This window comes from Bacteroidota bacterium (assembly GCA_016721765.1).
Classification (GTDB): Bacteria; Bacteroidota; Bacteroidia; order UBA4408; family UBA4408; genus UBA4408.
The window spans coordinates 898,993-916,836 of record JADKHO010000002.1 but is presented as its reverse complement, the minus strand read 5'-3'; the positions used below and the strand labels follow the sequence as shown (position 1 = coordinate 916,836).

Here is a 17,844-nt window from a genome sequence, read left to right as displayed (position 1 = left end):
ATTGAATTAATATTTGAAGAAAAAAGGCTTTTAAGAATTAGCACTAAGCAATTTTTAATAATAAAAGAATTGCTTTCCGGAGGGAAATTACATGTTTGTTGGTAAGCGTAACTATTAAAAAATGTAAAAAGGTGCTTGTTTAATTTTGGATGCGAAGAAAAATAACCACTAAGGACACAAGTAAAAACACAAAGGACACAAGAGTTTTTGTATACACTTTGGTAATTTAATTTGTATGCCAGGCTCCAAAGTATAAGAGGAGTGGCAAATAGTTCTTACGCTCTATTTTCCACTGCATGAATGGCTTTGTAAGTTTTAATAACACTATCTGGTGTTACCGAAATACTATCAATACCCAATTCCACTAAAAACTGTGCAAAATCAGGATAGTCAGAAGGTCCTTGTCCGCAGATGCCCACTTTCACATTGTTCTTTTTAGCAGTTTCAATGAGCATTTTAAGCATGCGTTTCACAGCAGGATTTCTTTCGTCATAGAGGTGTGCCACAAGCGAACTGTCGCGATCGAGCCCTAACGTTAATTGCGTTAAATCATTTGAGCCGATACTAAAGCCATCGATGTGTTTTCCAAATTCCTCGGCCATCATAATGTTGCTGGGGATTTCGGCCATCAAAAATAATTCTAATCCATTGTCACCTCTTTTTAATCCGTATTCGTTCATTACCTCTGTTACTTTGTGCAATTCTTCCACTGTTCTGCAAAAAGGTACCATCACCACCACATTTGTTAAACCAATTTCTTCTCTCACTTTTTTAATGGCTTTGCATTCCCAGCCAAATGCTTTTTTGTAGGCATCAGAGTAGTAGCGGGAAGCACCGCGCCAACCAATCATTGGATTTTCTTCGTGCGGTTCAAAATATTTTCCGCCTAATAAATTAAAATATTCATTGCTCTTAAAATCGGAAAAGCGCACGATGACTTTATTGGGATAAAATGCAGAGGCTATTTTACTTATGCCGTAGGATAACTTATGGATAAAAAAGTCTTCTTCATTTTCAAAGCCTTCAATTTTTTGAAGAATAGTTTTGGTGAGTTCTGCATCGTTTAACTCACGGTGTTGCATTAATGCCAAGGGATGCACTTGAATATAATTGTTGATGATAAATTCTTCGCGCGCCAATCCTACTCCTTTATTTGGTAAATGCGAAAATTGGAATGCAAGCCCAGGTGATGCAACGTTAAGCATAATGGCAGTTTTTACATCGGGTAAATTATGAAGATCGAATTCTGTTTTTTCAAACTGTATTTCACCATCGTAAACAATGCCTGCGTCACCTTCGGCGCAGCTTGCAGTAATGAGTTGATCTTGCATTAATAGTTCAGTTGCATTGCCACAACCCACAATAGCAGGAACGCCCAATTCGCGCGCTACAATTGCTGCATGACAAGTACGACCGCCTTTGTTGGTAATAATTGCAGAAGCTTTTTTCATAATAGGTTCCCAGTCGGGATCTGTCATATCGGTGACCAAAATGGAACCTGCTTGAAATTCATGCCCTTCTGAAAACACACGTTTATCTAGCGAGTACAATATATTTACCTTTCCGCTTCCGATGTTATCGCCAACAGCAATTCCTTTTAATATTTCTTTTTGATATCGATTTTCATCCGAAATTTTATATTCAATAATTTTGGAATGGTCTTTTTGAGAATGTATGGTTTCGGGTCGGGCTTGCACAATAAATAGTTCCTTACTTATCCCATCAATGGCCCATTCCACATCCATCGGTGTCCATTTGGCTCTTAAGTTGGAATAGTATTCTTCAATCGTCATTACCCATTTTGAGAGCTGCAATATTTGCTCTTTTGACAAAGCAAATTTTTGTTGTAGCGGTTTTTCAACACCAATAATTTTTACGCGTTCATTACCACCTTCTCCATACACCATTTGTTTGTCTTTGATGCCCAGTTTGCGTTCAATTATTGCAGGTTTTCCTTCTTTAAGCAGCGGTTTAAAAACAATGTACTCGTCGGGTGAGATAGTTCCTTGCACAATTAATTCGCCCAAACCATAAGAGGCATTAATCACCACCACATCTTTAAATCCACTTTCAGTATCCAATGAAAATGCCACGCCGGAAATGCCTAAATCGGAGCGCACCATTTTTTGTACACATACAGAAAGTCCAACCAAAAAATGATCGTAATGCTTGTGTTCCCGATAGCTGATAGCCCTGTCGGTGAAAGTGGAGGCAAAGCAATTTCGTACAGCGTCAATTAGTGATGCAGGACCTCTAACGTTAAGATAGGTTTCTTGTTGACCGGCAAAAGAGGCATCCGGCAAATCTTCGGCAGTAGCGCTGGAGCGGACTGCCACATCAGTTATTTCTTGGTTATAAGTGGCAGATAATTTATAATATGCTTGAATAATTTCTTCGCTGAGTTCTTTTGGAAAGCGCCCATTCTGAATCAATTGACGAATCTGTAAACCATTTCTGCGTAAGCTTTCGATGTTGTCGAAGTCGATTTCACCAATCAAAAACTTTATTTTATTTTCTAAATCATTGAATTTTAAAAATTCGCGGTAAACATTCACAGTGATTACAATTCCGTTTGGGATTTTAATTCCTAAGGAACTTAAATTTTTAAGCATCTCACCTAAAGACGCATTTTTACCACCCACCAATTCCACATCGTTCATACCCACTTGGTCAAGTTCCATTACTCTTGCTGTATTCATAGTTAAGGATTTTATTGAATTGGTTAAAATCGATTGATTGGTGTAAACGTAAGTGCTGAAGAAAGGTTTCCTTCCGGATCTTTTTTGAAACAGAAGCTATTCCAAAATTATAATAAAATCAATAATTGCACACTTATTTTATTCGGCACAATAAATAAGAAAGGTTTGATTTTTGTTTTTGACTGATTTCTTGTGCTTGAAGTATTTCCAACAATTCAATTTTGTAATATGGTGCATAATCAACCTAGTCAAAGCTTTTGCGCTGAGGGCGAAGGTGGCACCAGCAAGGTGCAGTGCTATTATTTGTCTTGATTTTTTGCTCCTGCTTATATTCTCTGCTTTTTTTGCACACCTCTTTTGCACTTTTGTATTGGTGCATTTTAGCATTTGCCAAAGCACTATTTCTAAAGCTTTCAGACACCCTATCGGTTCCCAATTTTATGGCTAACTCATTTTCGGCTATGGCTTGATTATACTGATGTAATGCAGCATTGGCAAGCCCTTTAAAATAATGTACATCCGCATTTTCAGGTTCCAAAGAAAGTGATTTATCAAAATCGGAAATGGCTTCTGTATAATTTTTTAATTTGCATTGTGCTATTCCACGGAGGTAATAATTATCGGGACTGCTACTGTCCATTCCAATTGCAGTGGTGAAATCTGCAACAGCTCCTAAATAATCTTTTGCTAAATGTTTTACCATTGCCCTATCAAAATAGGCTATAGAATCATTGGGATAGATTTTTAGTAAGTCAGTATAATTTTCAATTGCACCAACATAGTTTTTAGCATCTAAATTTTGGCGTGCTCGTTCATTCCATGCTTCTTTGCTTTGGCTTAGCGCGATAAAATGGCAAAGCAAGAAGAGTATCGAAAGAAGTAAATTCTTTGTTCGCACCTGAAGTAAGTTCATTCGGCAAATTTCAATTTTATTTTGGTTCAGAATGCAATATCTTTAGTATCAATTATAATCTACCAAATTAAAATGAAAAAATATTATCGTACACTATTTATTGGAATCGTTATCGCAACTAAGCTTCATGGTCAAGTGGAGCCTATAAAATTAGAAGGAAATGCACAAGGCACCACGTATCACATAACTTATTACGATAGTAAGCAACGAAATTTTGGTCCTGAGATTGAAAAAATTTTGCAGGATTTCGACAAGTCAGTTTCCACTTATTTACCCACTTCTATCATTTCTCGAATCAATTCTAACGAAGGGAAAGTTAAGGTGGATGCTTATTTTATGACTTGTTTTAATAAGGCCAAAGAAGTATGGTTAAATACAGATGGAGCATTTGATCCAACCGTTTACCCCTTAGTGAATGCTTGGGGATTTGGTCCTGGAAAAAAGCAAAAAATGGAGCAAGCAAAGATTGATTCTATTTTGCAATTTGTAGGTTTTGATATGATTGAATTAAAAGGAAATAGAGTGGTGAAAAAAGATCCGCGTGTAGCACTCGATTTTAATGCCTTTGCACAAGGATACTCGGTGGATGTAATTTCAGATTTTTTAAGTGCGCATACTATTGAAGCGTTTATTGTGGAGATTGGAGGAGAGGTGTATGCAAAGGGAAAAAAGCCCAACGGCGAAAACTGGACCATTGGAATTGAAAAGCCAATCGACAACCAACAAAGTGCAAATCCGCTTAAAGCGACAGTAAAACTCGAAAATTTAGCCATAGCCACATCCGGCAATTATAGAAGGTTTACTATTATTGATGGCATAAAATATGCACACCACATTGATCCAAAAACAGGATATCCAACTAAAAATAATTTGCTCAGCGCATCCATTTTTTCGAAAGAGTGTATTAGTTCAGATGCCAATGCCACTGGGGTTTTAGTTATGGGTTTGGATAGGGCAAAAATCTTTTTAAAAGCGCATCCAGAATTGCAAGCTTACTTGATTTATTCAGATGAATTTGGAAACTATCAGGTGTATGAAACACCGGGATTAAAAGCTATTTTAACGGAAACAACAGAGTAACATTATTTCAAGTTGATACAAATAAAGGCACTTAAACTCTTGTTTAATAATTAATTAGTTTCAATAAAATCGATTGAAGAATTACAAATAAAAAAGGCTGCTCCTAATTTAGGAACAGCCTTTATAGTTTGGGTTAAACTAAATTACTTATTTAAAATAACTTTTCGTTGGGTAGATTTTTCGCCGTTAAGAATGGTCACAAAATAAACTCCATTGGCAAAATTAGTTAGGTCTATTGTTTTTATTCCGGAAACGGATTCATCCACTTTTTCGTCATAAATAATCACTCCTAGCATATTTGAAACGCGAATGTTATTTGCTGTTTCATAGCTTACATTCACAATTCCTTCGTTAGCCGGATTTGGATATATTTTAATTTCCTGATTATCTACTAAACTCTGAACACCAAGTGTGTTGGGGATCCAGTCCAATACCACATTTGTAAAATAAGTATCATTTGTTGGCGTTTGATGATCGGGATTGGGTCCTTTGGTAAAGGTAAATGATTTGGTGATAGTGCCGCTGGTTCCGTGATTCCAAGTAGATTGAATCGTTACTTTATACACTCCATCGGCAACTGTTGTTCCATTTACTGCACCGTTAACCCCTTTTCCGTCCCAGGTAATGGTGCGGGTTGCGAAACTGCTTAAAGTGGCGCCGGTAGTTGCATCGGTAATGTTACAATTTGCAGAAGTAGCATTTCCTGCTGTTCCGCCTGCATTTACCGACCAAGTAGGCAAGTGATCTTTGGTAGAGCTGCCCACATTTCTTCTTTTAGTTTTGATAAAAGTACCGGCATTGGATTGAATCCAAACAGCCATTACATTTTTAGTTCCGGAATATCCGGGAGTTTTAGCAACCTGCGTAAAAGTGCAAGTTAAGGTTCCATCGGTTTGTGCGGTTAGATCCGCTGTGCATGCTGTGAGGCCAATGAGGGCAAGTAAAATTTTTTTCATCGCTTTTGGGTTATTTGTTTCTGATTGCGAAAGTATAACTAATAAATCCCATGAAAAATGATTTTTTTCCGAGTAGGATAAGTTGGAAGTTTTTAAGTGCAAGAAAAATTCATTTTTTTATTGCTTATTGTGCAAAATTCAAAGTTTAATTTATTGAAAATGCCGACCATATTTATTTACCTGTTTATTTTCAAAAATGCTAAAATTGGATTTGAATGAGAAAATGAAAAACAATATTGCAATTAAAATAGATACGGCAGCGGCAAGAAACGGAGCACCCGGAAAATAAATAGGAGTATTTTGTTTCGTGAAAAAATAAAAAAGGTTACTCATAAGCAAAGGAGATAAGATGTTGCATAAACTCATGATAGACGAAATCACACCTTGCAATTCTCCTTGTTCATTAGCAGGAATTTTTGTGCAAAGGATTGCTTGCAAGGTAGGTGATGCAATGCCGCCCAAGCAGTAAAATAAAAGTATAACATACAGCATCCAAGCTTCATTGGCAATAGAGAAAACCAGCATCCCAACAAAATAAAATACGAAGCCTGTGATGACTGATTTTTTTTCGCCTAACCGTAGCTGTGCTTGTTTTATTAAAAAGCTTTTTACTCCAGCCACCATCACTCCTACAAAAGCTAAGGAATAGCCAATGGATAAATCACTCCAATGAAAAACATATTTGGTGTAAAAAGGCCAAATGGCAGGCATTACCTGTACTCCAAGAAATAAAAAAAACAAAGAAAGTAAAAGCGGTTTTGCATTTTCGTGGTTGCGAAATTTTAGAAAAGCACCTATTGGATTTGCACGTTTAAATGAAAAACTTCTTCTGCTTTCCGCGGGAAGTGATTCCGGTAAAATAAAAAATCCATACAAAAAATTCAGAAAGGAAAGTATAGCGGCAGCAACAAATGGTACTCGGGTTCCCCATTCACTTAATACGCCTCCCAAAAATGGCCCAATAATAAAACCTAATCCAAATGCAGCGCCGAGCACTCCAAAGTGTTGCGCTCTTTTTTCAAGCGGGCTTTTATCGGCAACATAGGCGTAGGCTGTAGTTAAACTGGAGCCGCAAATTCCGGCAATAATTCTACCTATAAAAAGCAGCGTTAGTGTGTTGGCTATTGCCAGAAAAATATAGTTCACACCAAGGCCTAATAGGGAGATTAGGAGTATGGGTCTACGCCCAAATGTATCACTCAAGCTGCCAAGTATGGGCGAAAAAATAAACTGCATAATGGCGTAAGCAGCCATCATCCAACCGCTGTAAGTTACAGCCTTGTTCACGTCCATATGTCCCACTTCCGAAATCAATGTAGCAGCAACGGGATACACAATTCGAATGCCGATGCAATCGATCAAAACTGTAATAAAAATAAAGGTGAGCGGATTTTTTATCCTTTGCATCGCGCCAAATATATTGCAAAATAAATGGCACTTGCAAAACAAATGTTATCAGTGGAAAATAAATTTAGTTAAGTAGAGAAAAAGTACGCTTGCAAATTTTAGCGTTGGGCAACAAATTGGGATTAAACCACAAAGCACACAAAGTAGGCACAAAGGGCACAAGTCTATCAATAAAAATAAAATCCCCTTGAGTCCTTAGTGGTTAAATATCTTTTTATCCTTAAAATTAAAGCCAAAATTCAATTACAAAATTCAATTTACATCCTCACAATTTTACCAAGTGATATTTGCGATTTGCTTAATTTGATAAAGTAAATTCCGGGAGCAACTTCCATATCCACGTAAGTGCGTAGCGCATCAAATTTACCTGCAAGTATAGTTTCGCCAAGTGCATTTGTAATACAATAACTTTCGCCCAAAAGCGATAATGGACATTGTATGCTTATTTGTCGGGTCGTTGGATTTGGATAAAGAACTAACTCCGTCAAATTGGTTAGATCGGCTATTCCAACCGATGTAATTGCAATACAACTAGAAGTGTCGCTACATCCATTTTGTGTAACCTTCACCGCATAATTTCCATTGGCAGTTGCCGTATAATTTTGCGAAGTAGCACCCGAAATAGAAAGATTATTGCTGCAGTTCAACCATTGATAGCTAGCACCTGAAAGCGCTGCAGAAATAGTACTTCCGGCGCTTGTTACACTCACATTTGGTAGCGGATTAATGGTTGCTTGCACAGCACTTCGCGTGGAATTAGTACATCCGTTTCGACTCACTTCGGCATAATAGGTTGTTGTATTGTTTAGCAAAGGAGTGGTAAAATTGTTACCAGTATATAATGAAGTTCCAAAAATTGCTTGGTCATACCATTTAATAACAGCATTAGAAGGGCTTGGAACAGCAGTTAACGTGAGCACTCCGGCATCGCATGTTGTTGCGGGGGTGGTGCTCGATATGCTTGGTGTTGCAACCACAGTAGCGGTAACAGCAACCGGTGCAGTGCTGCAACCACTATTTATTCCTACCACATAATAGGTAGTTGTAGTGCTTATTGTAACCGCATATACCGGATTACTCCATAGCCAGGTCCCATTGGAGGTTTGCCATTGCACATTACCAGAATCGACAGAAGCACTCAATAAAATTTGAGAGTTGGCACAGCCACTTCCATCAACATGACTTAGTAAAATGGGAGTTCGGATTATTTGAAAAGTATGCACTTTTCGCGTAGCTGTTGTACACCCATTATCCGTAGCATCCAAATAAAAATTGGTTGTAACACTTGTAAAGGGAATAGAATAGCTATTTCCGGTATGCAGTAAATTGCCACCGGTAGGAGCATCATACCAATTTATCACACCTGCACTTGCAAGTGCATTAATTGTTCCTGTGCCAGGGTCGCATCTGTAATAAAGTCCTCCTGTGGTTACCGTAGGTATGGTATTAATGGTAGCGGTTACCGGTGTTCTTCCTGCTGTGCAAGCGCCCGACGGAACGGTAACATAATATGTCTTAGTAGCACTTAAGCTAGGTGTAGTAAAACTTGTTCCTGAAAACAAAACTGTCGAACTGCCGGCAGTGGAGTACCAATTTGGTGTACCCGAATTTGCACTCACCGAAAGGGTAACCGTTCCCGCACCACAGCGTGAGGCTGGAGTAACCGAAATAATTTGAGGCGCATTTAGGCAACTGAGAGTATATTTTGTCAAATAAGTGGATTCACCAATAAGAAATGTTCCACCTGCATTGTAGTCAATGTTCATGCCTTCGGAGGTTGTTATTGTTGCATAAAGCGCATCATTCACTATCGAAATGGTTTTAAAAAATTGCGAAGCAAAAACCTGTTTTGTTTTAATCCAATTTAAGTCACCATTGGCGGTATAGCTTGCAATGAAAGCATCCGGATTGGTTACGCTAAACGGAATTAAAATGTTTGTGCCGGCATTAAAATCAAAATCCACCGTATCTTTAAATTGACCTACAACATAAATGTTAGCACTTTTATCTAAAGCGAAATCAATTCCTAAATCGCCCATATTGGTGGCAGAGTATGAAGTTGCTTTAACCCAGCCGAGTATTCCGGCCGGTGAATATTTGGCTAAGAAATATTGATAGGAATTAGAATTATTATTAGTAGGAACAGCAGTAAATGCATTATTGGACGAATTGAATCCGGCATTTTTTGATGGGGTAGAACCGGAAACATAAATATTTTGAGCAGAATCTAATTGGCATTTTGCATTGCCTGCAATACCTGCAGCCCAAAGATAATTTGTTAACGAATCGTATTTGGCAATAAATCCCGAACCGTTATACATTCCTTGCGGAATTGCACTGCCCGACCCAAAATCAAAATCAACGGAACCTGAACTCACCGCTCCCGAAAGGATAATGTTTCCGGCATTGTCCACCTTGATACTTTCATAAGTTCCTGCAAAAAGCTTGGCAAAAAGGTAGTTTCCATTTAAATCGTAGGAGGCAAAAAAGCTTTTGGTGGAGGCGCTTGTTAAGTTGCTGATGGCTGCTGATGGGTCAAAATCAACAGTGCCAATGAATGTACCAGTCAAATAAATTTTATTGTGCGAGATATAAATTTTACGACCTTCTTCCACATCTGTGCTTCCAATTTGTTTTGCCCATAAAAAGTTTCCAGAAGAGTCATACTTTGCTATAAAAATATCTGAAACATTGGCGGGTGTGCTGGATAGAAATAGTGTATCCGCGCCCGGGTCAAAATCAACTTTGTACTTAAAAGAACCTGTGATGTACACATTTTGATTGTTGTCTGTTGTGATATCAAAAATTTGATTGCCATTGAATTGTTGAAAGAGCGTAAATGCCCACTTTACTTGGGAATTCGGACCATATTTGCAAATAAAGGAATTTGAAATTGCAAAAGGGGGACCTTTGTAAAAACTATTTTCTGTGTAAGGATCAAATCCAATAGCGCCATAAAAACTTCCTCCTAAGTACACATTTCCTAAAGCGTCGGTATGTTGCGCATTTATGGACTTATAAGTATATCCAATTTTATTATCTTCAATGGCGGATGCCCAGCTATAGTCGCCATTAGGTTTATAAGCTGCAACAAACGAACTGGTTGCCACGTGAGATACAATTCCGGCTGTTGTAGTAGGTGATGTATCAAAATCAACTGTTTTCTGAAAGAAGCCTCCAATAAAAACTTTTCCTGAGGGGCTCACATAAAGGGCATGCAGTTCATCGTCATAAAATCCACCATTCCCACCAAACCACTTCTCATAAATGGTAACACCCGTTTTACTTAGCTTTCGTAAAAAAATTTGTTGCCGGCCCGGAAGGGATTGATTTTCAAAAGGCCCTCCTACATAAATACTTGAATCGGCTGCAATAACTAATTTTTCGCCACCGGCATTTGTCAATGGAAGAAATGCTGATTCATAAACACCCGCAAGTGTGTATTGATAAATATAAACCGTTGCACTTGTAGTAGAGCTATTGGTTGAGAATCTTAATTTTCCGGATGCATCAATTGCTAAATCATAAACTTCCCTATCTTTCAGAAAAGCCCATATAAAATTGCCTTGATTGTCGTATTTCGCAACATAACCGGCTTGAGAATTAATAGGCATGATTAAATTATAAGTTCCAGCACCCGGATCAAAATCCACTGTTTGGTTCATGTATCCAGAAATATAAAAATTATCGTTGCTATCGAGGATTAATGCATCTACTTCATCGTACACCGAACCACCAATTTTTTTAGCCCAAACAAGCGCACCCGAGGGAGTATATTTTGTAATAAAAACATCTGAGAAATTTGTGGAAGCCGCTACAACATTAGTTGTTCCGGCACTAGGGTCAAAGTCGACTGTGCCGGCAAAATTTCCAACTAGGATAAGATCTCCATTCGAATCCAATTTCATTTTTTTGCCCCAGCCGTTGACTGTTCCACTCATCATTTTGGCCCAAATTAAATCTCCATTCGCATCATACTTTGCAAGGAAGATTCCTGTTGCATTGCTAGTACCAATAGGGGTTACAAAATTGGTATCGCCACCTCCATCAAAATCTGTCCGAGCGGAACAGAACCCTGTTAGATAAATATTTCCAGCTGCATCTAAAATCACATCATAAGGCTCGTCGTTAGTTGCACCACCCATAGTTTTTGCCCAAAGCATGGCACCTGCAGTATCATATTTCACCATATACATGTCATAGCCACCGCTGCTTGCCATGTAAAAAGTGTTGCTGCTCGGATCCGCATCCACTGTGCCTTGAAAGCTTCCAACTGAAATGATGTTTCCATTTGCATCACCTGTTATAGCAGCTGTGAAATCATCGCCACCGGTATCGCATTTTATTTTGTTTGCCCAGTTAACAGTAAGTTGAGCATAACTGAAGGAAGTGAATAAGGAAAATAAAATGACTGATTTAAGTAAAATATTTTTCATTGAATTAGTATTGATTTCTGGTAATTTAGTTTTTTATTAACTTATAATTTAGTTCTTCTTTTTCATTTTTTAGGTTTAAAAAATAAATTCCATTCGGCCACTCCAACGTTGCAATTTTTAAATTTTTACTCCCAACTGTTGTGTTTTGATTAAATATGATTTGTCCTGTTAAATCGAATATTTTTATGCTTGTGTTTTCATGCAGCTCCTGCATATTAAGTTCGATGCTATTTTGGAATGGATTTGGAAAAGCTATGTGCTGATTTTGTTGCTGCTGAGCAATTGACCAAACTCCGGATGGATTTTGTTGTAATTTCAACATAAAATTATCCTCTGTTCCAACCGGAGTCAAATTATTTACTGCGAAAGGCGAAAAATTGAAATCGAGTGTTGTGCTAAACAATCCACAAAGCACAATTCCACCATTGGCATCAATAGTTAAGGCTTCGCAATCATTAAAATCAGTATACCCAATAGTAAATCCCACGGTTGGCATTCCGGCACTGTTGTATCCACCTAAAAAAATATCAGCATTCACAAAACTATTATAAGCGCCTGCTACATATTGTCCACCGCTATAATTACCTGTGTAGTAAATGTTATCAGCGGCATCAATGGTCATGTCTTTTACGCAGGCATCAGGGAAAGTAACCATATTGTTAATTTCATTCCACCAAATGGAAGTACCTGTAGCCGGATTAATTTTTGCAATCACATATCCCTCTTCTGAAGTTAAATAATTGGCTTCGAAATCCATCCCAATTACAATTTCCCCTGTACTAAGTAACCCCATTGTTTTTATTTCGTCGTTATTTCCATACACCATATATGTTTGCGCCCAAGCAAAGCTGCCGGAAGAAGTTAATTTGAGAATATAAGCTCTTTCTCTTATTCCTGCACTTAAATAAAACGTTCCTGCACCCGGGTCAAAATCCAAATTGCTTCCAAAAAAGCCGCCGCCAATATAAATATTGGAATTGTTATCCACCACCATATCACTGGTGGAATACACAGGAATGGCATAAGCCCATGTTGCGGTTCCGGTATTATTTAATTTTGCTACAAAGCCATTAAATCCGCTTCCGCTTACGCTAATTCCCGAAAAGGAAACGGTGTCGTTATTAAAACTACCGCTTAAATAAATATTTCCGGAAGCATCTGCTATAATGTTTTCTCCATATTCATCCCCATTCCCAGCAAATCTTTTTACAATCGAAAAATTTCCGCCTACTGAAAGTCGAAGCATAAAAATATCATTAGATCCATTTGACGAAGTCAAATTTGTTGTGCCGCTGCCAGGATCAAAATCTACTGTACCGGAAAAAGAGCCGGTGATATAAATTTTTCCGGTGGCATCAATATAAATGTCACCAGCATAATCATCGCCAGGTCCTCCAATTATCCTCACCCAAAGTAAACTACCGCTGGCACTTATCTTTTCAATAAAAATATCCTGACTGCCTGAATTGGAGGTGTAATTTGCTGTACCTGCGCCCGGATCAAAATCTATCGTTCCACCAAAAAGCCCAACCGCAATATAGTCGCCGGCTGAAGTTGTTTTTATTTTCATAACCGCGGCATCGCCTCCATTATTCACCCACGAAAAGTCGGGTAGCTGACAGAAACCAAGCACAGAACTTAAAATTAAGATAGTAGTAATAATTAGTCTCATGAATTATACTTTAATTGATTGTATGATTTTAAGTTATTTTGCGCAAAGTGTGTACATCAAATGCACTTTATTAAGTAAAGCTAACACCATTAATACGCTAAGACAGCGTAGTCTCTTTCATGAATCAAAACTAAAAAATCTCAAGAAAATAGACTAACCGTTAAATAGGTTTTTAGCACAGAAATTTCTGTATTTATGAGTAATGGTTACTATCCTAAACAGCTAAATAATCTTATTTAATTGTTTGTTTTCACTGGATAAGTAAACATAAAAATAAATTTAATTGAGATTTAGAATGGAGGCGTTTTTTGTTTGCAATAGTGTTGGTTTTACTTAGGCATCGCCTTACTCTCCATCCAAAGCACAGAGTTACCGGTATCGTATTCATTTTCCTCCCAACTGCTATTTCCGGGATCAATCATCCATTTTCCGTCAACAACAAATTTGTATAAATACTTGCCGGGTTTCAAATGCACCGGAAAAACCCATTCGCCTTTTTCTTTTTGAAAATACATTTTATAACCGGGGCTCGCCCAATTATTAAAGGTGCCCGATACGAATACTTCTTTTGCATTCGGATATTTTTTCATTTTAAAAATATAATTCGGTTTCACCACACGTAAGGAATTTTGCTGATCACTTCCTCCCACCACAAAAGGATTATAAGGATCGGTAATCCAATTTCCATCTACAATAAATTTGTATTCGTAATTACCAGGAGGCAGCATGTAATCGATGTTCCAGCCATTGGATGTTTTTTCCATGGCCAGCTCAGCTGTGCGCCAATTGTTGAAATTTCCGCTTAGTATTACTTGGTGCGCATCTTTGTATTTCTTCAAGCTAAAACTTACCGTATCGCCGGTTCCTACAACCGAATTAAAATTACCTTCACCATCCGCCCTTACTCTTTTATTGGCAGGGTCATTTATCCAATTTCCATCCACAATAAATTTATAGGTATGCAAGCCATCTTGTAAAAATAAATTGGCAATCCAGCCGTCGGGTGTGGGCAACATTTTTAATTCATTTTCATCCCAATTATTAAAACTGCCGGCAATAACCACTTTGCGGGCATCTTTATTGCCTTTTAAATTGAAAGTAAAATTGGTTTGATAATAGGTCGAGTTATAGCCATCATGACCATCCTCTTCTTTTAAAGAGTTGTAACGATCTTCGGTCCAATTGCCATCCACGATAAATTTATAAAAATACTTTCCCGGATCCAGTTTTACTTGCAGCACCCAGCCGCTATCGGTGCGCTGCATAGGGTTGCCATACAAACTCCAGTCGTTGAAATTTCCGCTGAGGTAAACTTTTTTCGCGTTTTTATTATCAGGAAGCCAAAATAAAGCATAGCCGGCAACACGCTGTCGAACGGTAACTTTTTGTCCAAATTTATTTCTTCCGTATACCACTTCCGTGGGATAGCCCGGCGTTCCTTCTTTTCCGAAAGTTGAATTTATTCCCAGCGCAACCAATACCGCACTTTTCGACCATTCTTTGGTATTGTCCATGTCTTTCAACGGTCGCTCCAGCACACATAAATTGGCATCCACACTTCTTAATTTCCAGCCTTCTGTGGCAAGTTTGCCGAGTTTTTTTTGGCTGAATAAACTGTCGATAGAAAAGGAAGGTAAGGAATACAATCCGCAAATGCTTTCGGTTTGTACTTTTGAATAGCTACGCTGTAACTTAATCACCATCATGTCATTTTCGATCGAAAAAATTTCCTTGCTTTGCCCATAAACCGAGCTTATCCCGATAAGGAAAAAGGAAATCAACCGAAGTATGCTGCGCTGTGCCATCTTATTTTCCATAAAGGTACATACTAAATTCTTTCTTTTTAAAATTGATTCCAACTGTGCCGTTAAACATGAGTGGATATCCTAAAATTCCATCAAAGTAATTGTCGTAAATGCGCTGTAATTCACCTAACGGGGTGAGGTAAGTTTGCATCGTAGCAAAAGAATGCCCGCCAATTTCTGCCGCTTTAATGATTCCATTAATTACCTCAGCACGCTGGCCGCCCGAACCAACCAGCAAAGACCTGCGTTGCACAATAAAATCATCCAGCACTTTTTTATTCACTTTGGTGTTGAGCACATTTACTTCAGCTCCCGAATCAAAACAAAATCGAAGCGACTTTTCCTGAATCATTCCATCAATATAAATGATGTTGTTGGAAAGCATAAACGGAATTTTTACATCCGCCGTTTGGGGTGCATCTCCTTTGTAAAAGCGTTCCCCTTGTCGATCTAATTTATACAGTATCAAAGCGTCGCGACGAGTATCAATGAGCATTTCAAATTCCGTAAATAAATTGGTACCCATCAGTCCCAATACTTTCACCCCTTTGGAGTTTTCAATTTGGGCTAAATTGGTAATATCGGCTTCCACATTTTCGTAATACAATTCCTGCAGTTGAAATTTTTTAACTACGGTTTTTAAAACATCGCCTCCCTTACCGGTGATGCCACTGGCTACTTGATCCGTTTCGGTAAACCCTTTTCGGAAATAAGTTTTGTTTAATACTAAATAAGGCGCACCCGTATCTAAAATTAAATTCCCGCTCACCCCATTAATGCTGGCCTCAATCATTAATAAATTTTGTACGTGCTTTAATGGAATAGTAAGCTTGGTAAATTCACCTTTGGGCTGCGGACTGCTGCGGTTAAGATAGGGAGTGGGAGGGGCGTAGAATAGGGAAAATACTTCTTGCGAATACGCAGGTATTGAACACGTGCATGTAAAAATAAAAATGAAAATAGCGCGAAATATGCTCACGAAAAAGGTTTGCAGGTAAAAATAACGATAAAGCCGAGCTTGAAAAATCCTTTAACAAATTTTTGGGAGTATACCCTGTTAATTACTTTGTTTAAAGTAAGACTTTAATTCTTCTAAAGCGTCGCTCACATCCACTTACTTTTGTTACTTAAGAATATACTATACTATGCCTATCGGAATCGGAGAGATTGTTTTTGGAGCCTTTGTCCTCATTACCCTTGTTCAATTTTTGTATTACCTGGGAATTTTTGCCCGTTTTGCTTTTCGCAAAGAAAAAAATACTGCCGCTCCGCTTCATGAGGAGCCTGTTTCGGTGGTAATATGTGCCAAAAATGAAGCACAAAATCTGCAAAAAAATATTCCACTCTATTTTTCCCAAAACTATCCAAATTTTCAAGTTGTAGTCGTTAACGATTGCTCTGTTGATGAATCGGAGGACATCTTGGATGAGTTTGAAAAAAAGTATCCCGAACTTCACATCGTTAATTTAAAAGAAGACGAAATTCGCGAGCACGATAAAAAATTAGCGCTAACCTTAGGAATTAAAGGTGCCAAACACGATTTGCTTTTGCTTACCGATGCGGATTGTGTGCCGGCCAACGAAAATTGGATTCGTACCATGGTACGAAATTTTGATACCCAAACCGAAATTGTACTCGGCTTTGGAGCCTTAAAAAAATCGGATGGGTTTTTAAATAAAATAATTCGCTTCGATGCATTTTTCGTGGCTTTGCAATATCTTTCTTATTCTTTGGCGAGGCTTACCTATATGGGTGTTGGAAGAAACTTGGCTTACCGAAAATCCTTATTTTTTAAACACAAAGGATTTGCTTCCCATTATCACATCCAATCTGGCGACGACGATTTATTTATTAATGGTGCTGCAACTAAATCAAATACTAAAGTGGAGTTTAACAGCAGCAGCTTCACTTATTCCGAGCCCAAAAAAACCTTGCGTACTTGGATCAATCAAAAGAAGCGGCACATCACTACCGCCAAGTATTATAAGGCAAGTCATAAATTTTTATTAGGGATGTTTAGTTTGAGTACCTTTTTATTCTACAGCATTTTTGTAGCATTGTTGGTGCTCCAATTTCAGCTATATCTTACCCTTGCCGTTTTTATTTCACGTATGTTGGTGCAAATGATTATTTTTAGAAAATCAATGGTAAAATTGGAGCAAAAGGATTTGTGGTGGTTGTCATTTGTGTTTGAAATTTTGCTGATGTTGTTTTATCCTTTTATTTTCGTGTCGAACTTATTTGTAAAAAAGCATAAATGGAAGTAGGACCCAACCTGTCGGAGAAAGCATTATACGATTATAACTTAGTGCGCAAAGCACTGGATACAGGCGATCAAAAGGCTTATGCCGAACTGATGGAGCGTTACCGCGATTCGGTTTATTTTATGCTGCTTAAAATGATAAACAATAAGGACGATGCCGATGATTTAACCATTGAAGCATTTGGTAAAGCCTTTCACCGTTTGCACCAATATACACCTTCCTTTGCCTTTAGTACTTGGTTGTTTAAGATTGCATCTAATAACTGTATCGATTTTATCCGCAAGAAAAAAATGAACACCTTTAGCTTAGATAAGCCTTTCGAAAACGATGAAGGCGGAGAGATGCGGGTGGATGTGAAAGCCGATGTGCTTGATCCGGAAGAGAAGGTAATGAAGAAGGAAAAAATTCAGATGATGCGCGCCGTTGTCGAAAAACTTAAACCGCGTTACCGTAACCTAATTGAGCTGCGTTATTTTGATGAACTCTCATATGAAGAAATTTCGGATAAACTAGAATTGCCTATAGGTACTGTGAAAGCGCAACTTTTTAGAGCCCGTGAGTTTCTTTATAATTTCTTAAAGGATACGCAAGGAAAAATTTAATCGATCCGTT

At 38.0% G+C, this 17,844-nt stretch carries 11 protein-coding genes; 3 read left to right on the top strand and 8 right to left on the bottom strand.

The window, feature by feature from the left end:
• Positions 1-275: 275 nt before the first annotated feature.
• Complete coding sequence (ppsA, locus tag IPP32_12120) at positions 276-2,699, bottom strand: phosphoenolpyruvate synthase (protein MBL0048829.1); 2,424 nt, start codon at positions 2,697-2,699, stop codon at positions 276-278.
• A gap of 244 nt (positions 2,700-2,943) precedes the next feature.
• On the bottom strand, positions 2,944-3,612 hold the full coding sequence (locus IPP32_12115) for a tetratricopeptide repeat protein (protein MBL0048828.1): 669 nt from the start codon (positions 3,610-3,612) through the stop codon (positions 2,944-2,946).
• 72 nt (positions 3,613-3,684) lie between these two features.
• On the opposite strand from IPP32_12115, the gene IPP32_12110 reads away from it, so the two are divergent.
• Positions 3,685-4,692, top strand: a complete 1,008-nt coding sequence (locus tag IPP32_12110; GenBank protein MBL0048827.1) for an FAD:protein FMN transferase — start codon at positions 3,685-3,687, stop codon at positions 4,690-4,692.
• A gap of 143 nt (positions 4,693-4,835) precedes the next feature.
• Here the strand turns inward: IPP32_12110 and IPP32_12105 are convergent, their stop codons facing one another.
• The 6 genes from IPP32_12105 to IPP32_12080 all read right to left on the bottom strand — a co-directional run bounded on the left by IPP32_12105 (position 4,836) and on the right by IPP32_12080 (position 15,947).
• Positions 4,836-5,648, bottom strand: coding sequence for a T9SS type A sorting domain-containing protein (locus IPP32_12105; protein MBL0048826.1), 813 nt, complete (start codon positions 5,646-5,648; stop codon positions 4,836-4,838).
• 150 nt (positions 5,649-5,798) lie between these two features.
• Positions 5,799-7,055 (bottom strand): TCR/Tet family MFS transporter, encoded by a 1,257-nt coding sequence (locus IPP32_12100; GenBank protein MBL0048825.1) that lies wholly within the window; start codon positions 7,053-7,055, stop codon positions 5,799-5,801.
• Positions 7,056-7,312: 257 nt separating this feature from the next.
• Entirely contained in the window at positions 7,313-11,491 is a 4,179-nt protein-coding gene (locus IPP32_12095; GenBank protein ID MBL0048824.1) for a T9SS type A sorting domain-containing protein, read from the bottom strand.
• Between the two features lie 25 nt (positions 11,492-11,516).
• Complete coding sequence (locus IPP32_12090) at positions 11,517-13,163, bottom strand: T9SS type A sorting domain-containing protein (GenBank protein MBL0048823.1); 1,647 nt, start codon at positions 13,161-13,163, stop codon at positions 11,517-11,519.
• Positions 13,164-13,492: 329 nt separating this feature from the next.
• The gene (locus tag IPP32_12085) at positions 13,493-14,968 is read right to left on the bottom strand and encodes a glycogen-binding domain-containing protein (GenBank protein MBL0048822.1); all 1,476 of its coding nucleotides are present in this window, start codon (positions 14,966-14,968) and stop codon (positions 13,493-13,495) included.
• Position 14,969: 1 nt separating this feature from the next.
• On the bottom strand, positions 14,970-15,947 hold the full coding sequence (locus IPP32_12080; protein ID MBL0048821.1) for an aspartyl protease family protein: 978 nt from the start codon (positions 15,945-15,947) through the stop codon (positions 14,970-14,972).
• Positions 15,948-16,113: 166 nt separating this feature from the next.
• On the opposite strand from IPP32_12080, the gene IPP32_12075 reads away from it, so the two are divergent.
• On the top strand, positions 16,114-17,235 hold the full coding sequence (locus IPP32_12075; protein ID MBL0048820.1) for a glycosyltransferase: 1,122 nt from the start codon (positions 16,114-16,116) through the stop codon (positions 17,233-17,235).
• Positions 17,226-17,834 carry a sigma-70 family RNA polymerase sigma factor gene (locus IPP32_12070; protein MBL0048819.1) on the top strand — a complete coding sequence of 203 codons (609 nt, stop codon included), beginning with the start codon at positions 17,226-17,228 and terminating at the stop codon, positions 17,832-17,834. The genes IPP32_12075 and IPP32_12070 overlap by 10 nt, the downstream gene beginning before the upstream one ends.
• The last annotated feature ends 10 nt before the right edge of the window (positions 17,835-17,844 follow it).

Coding starts and splice junctions, on each gene's coding strand:
- ppsA (MBL0048829.1), bottom strand. CDS start 2,699: ATGAATACAGCAAGAGTAATGGAACTTGACCAAGTGGGTATGAACGAT.
- IPP32_12115 (MBL0048828.1), bottom strand. CDS start 3,612: ATGAACTTACTTCAGGTGCGAACAAAGAATTTACTTCTTTCGATACTC.
- IPP32_12110 (MBL0048827.1), top strand. CDS start 3,685: ATGAAAAAATATTATCGTACACTATTTATTGGAATCGTTATCGCAACT.
- IPP32_12105 (MBL0048826.1), bottom strand. CDS start 5,648: ATGAAAAAAATTTTACTTGCCCTCATTGGCCTCACAGCATGCACAGCG.
- IPP32_12100 (MBL0048825.1), bottom strand. CDS start 7,055: ATGCAAAGGATAAAAAATCCGCTCACCTTTATTTTTATTACAGTTTTG.
- IPP32_12095 (MBL0048824.1), bottom strand. CDS start 11,491: ATGAAAAATATTTTACTTAAATCAGTCATTTTATTTTCCTTATTCACT.
- IPP32_12090 (MBL0048823.1), bottom strand. CDS start 13,163: ATGAGACTAATTATTACTACTATCTTAATTTTAAGTTCTGTGCTTGGT.
- IPP32_12085 (MBL0048822.1), bottom strand. CDS start 14,968: ATGGCACAGCGCAGCATACTTCGGTTGATTTCCTTTTTCCTTATCGGG.
- IPP32_12075 (MBL0048820.1), top strand. CDS start 16,114: ATGCCTATCGGAATCGGAGAGATTGTTTTTGGAGCCTTTGTCCTCATT.
- IPP32_12070 (MBL0048819.1), top strand. CDS start 17,226: ATGGAAGTAGGACCCAACCTGTCGGAGAAAGCATTATACGATTATAAC.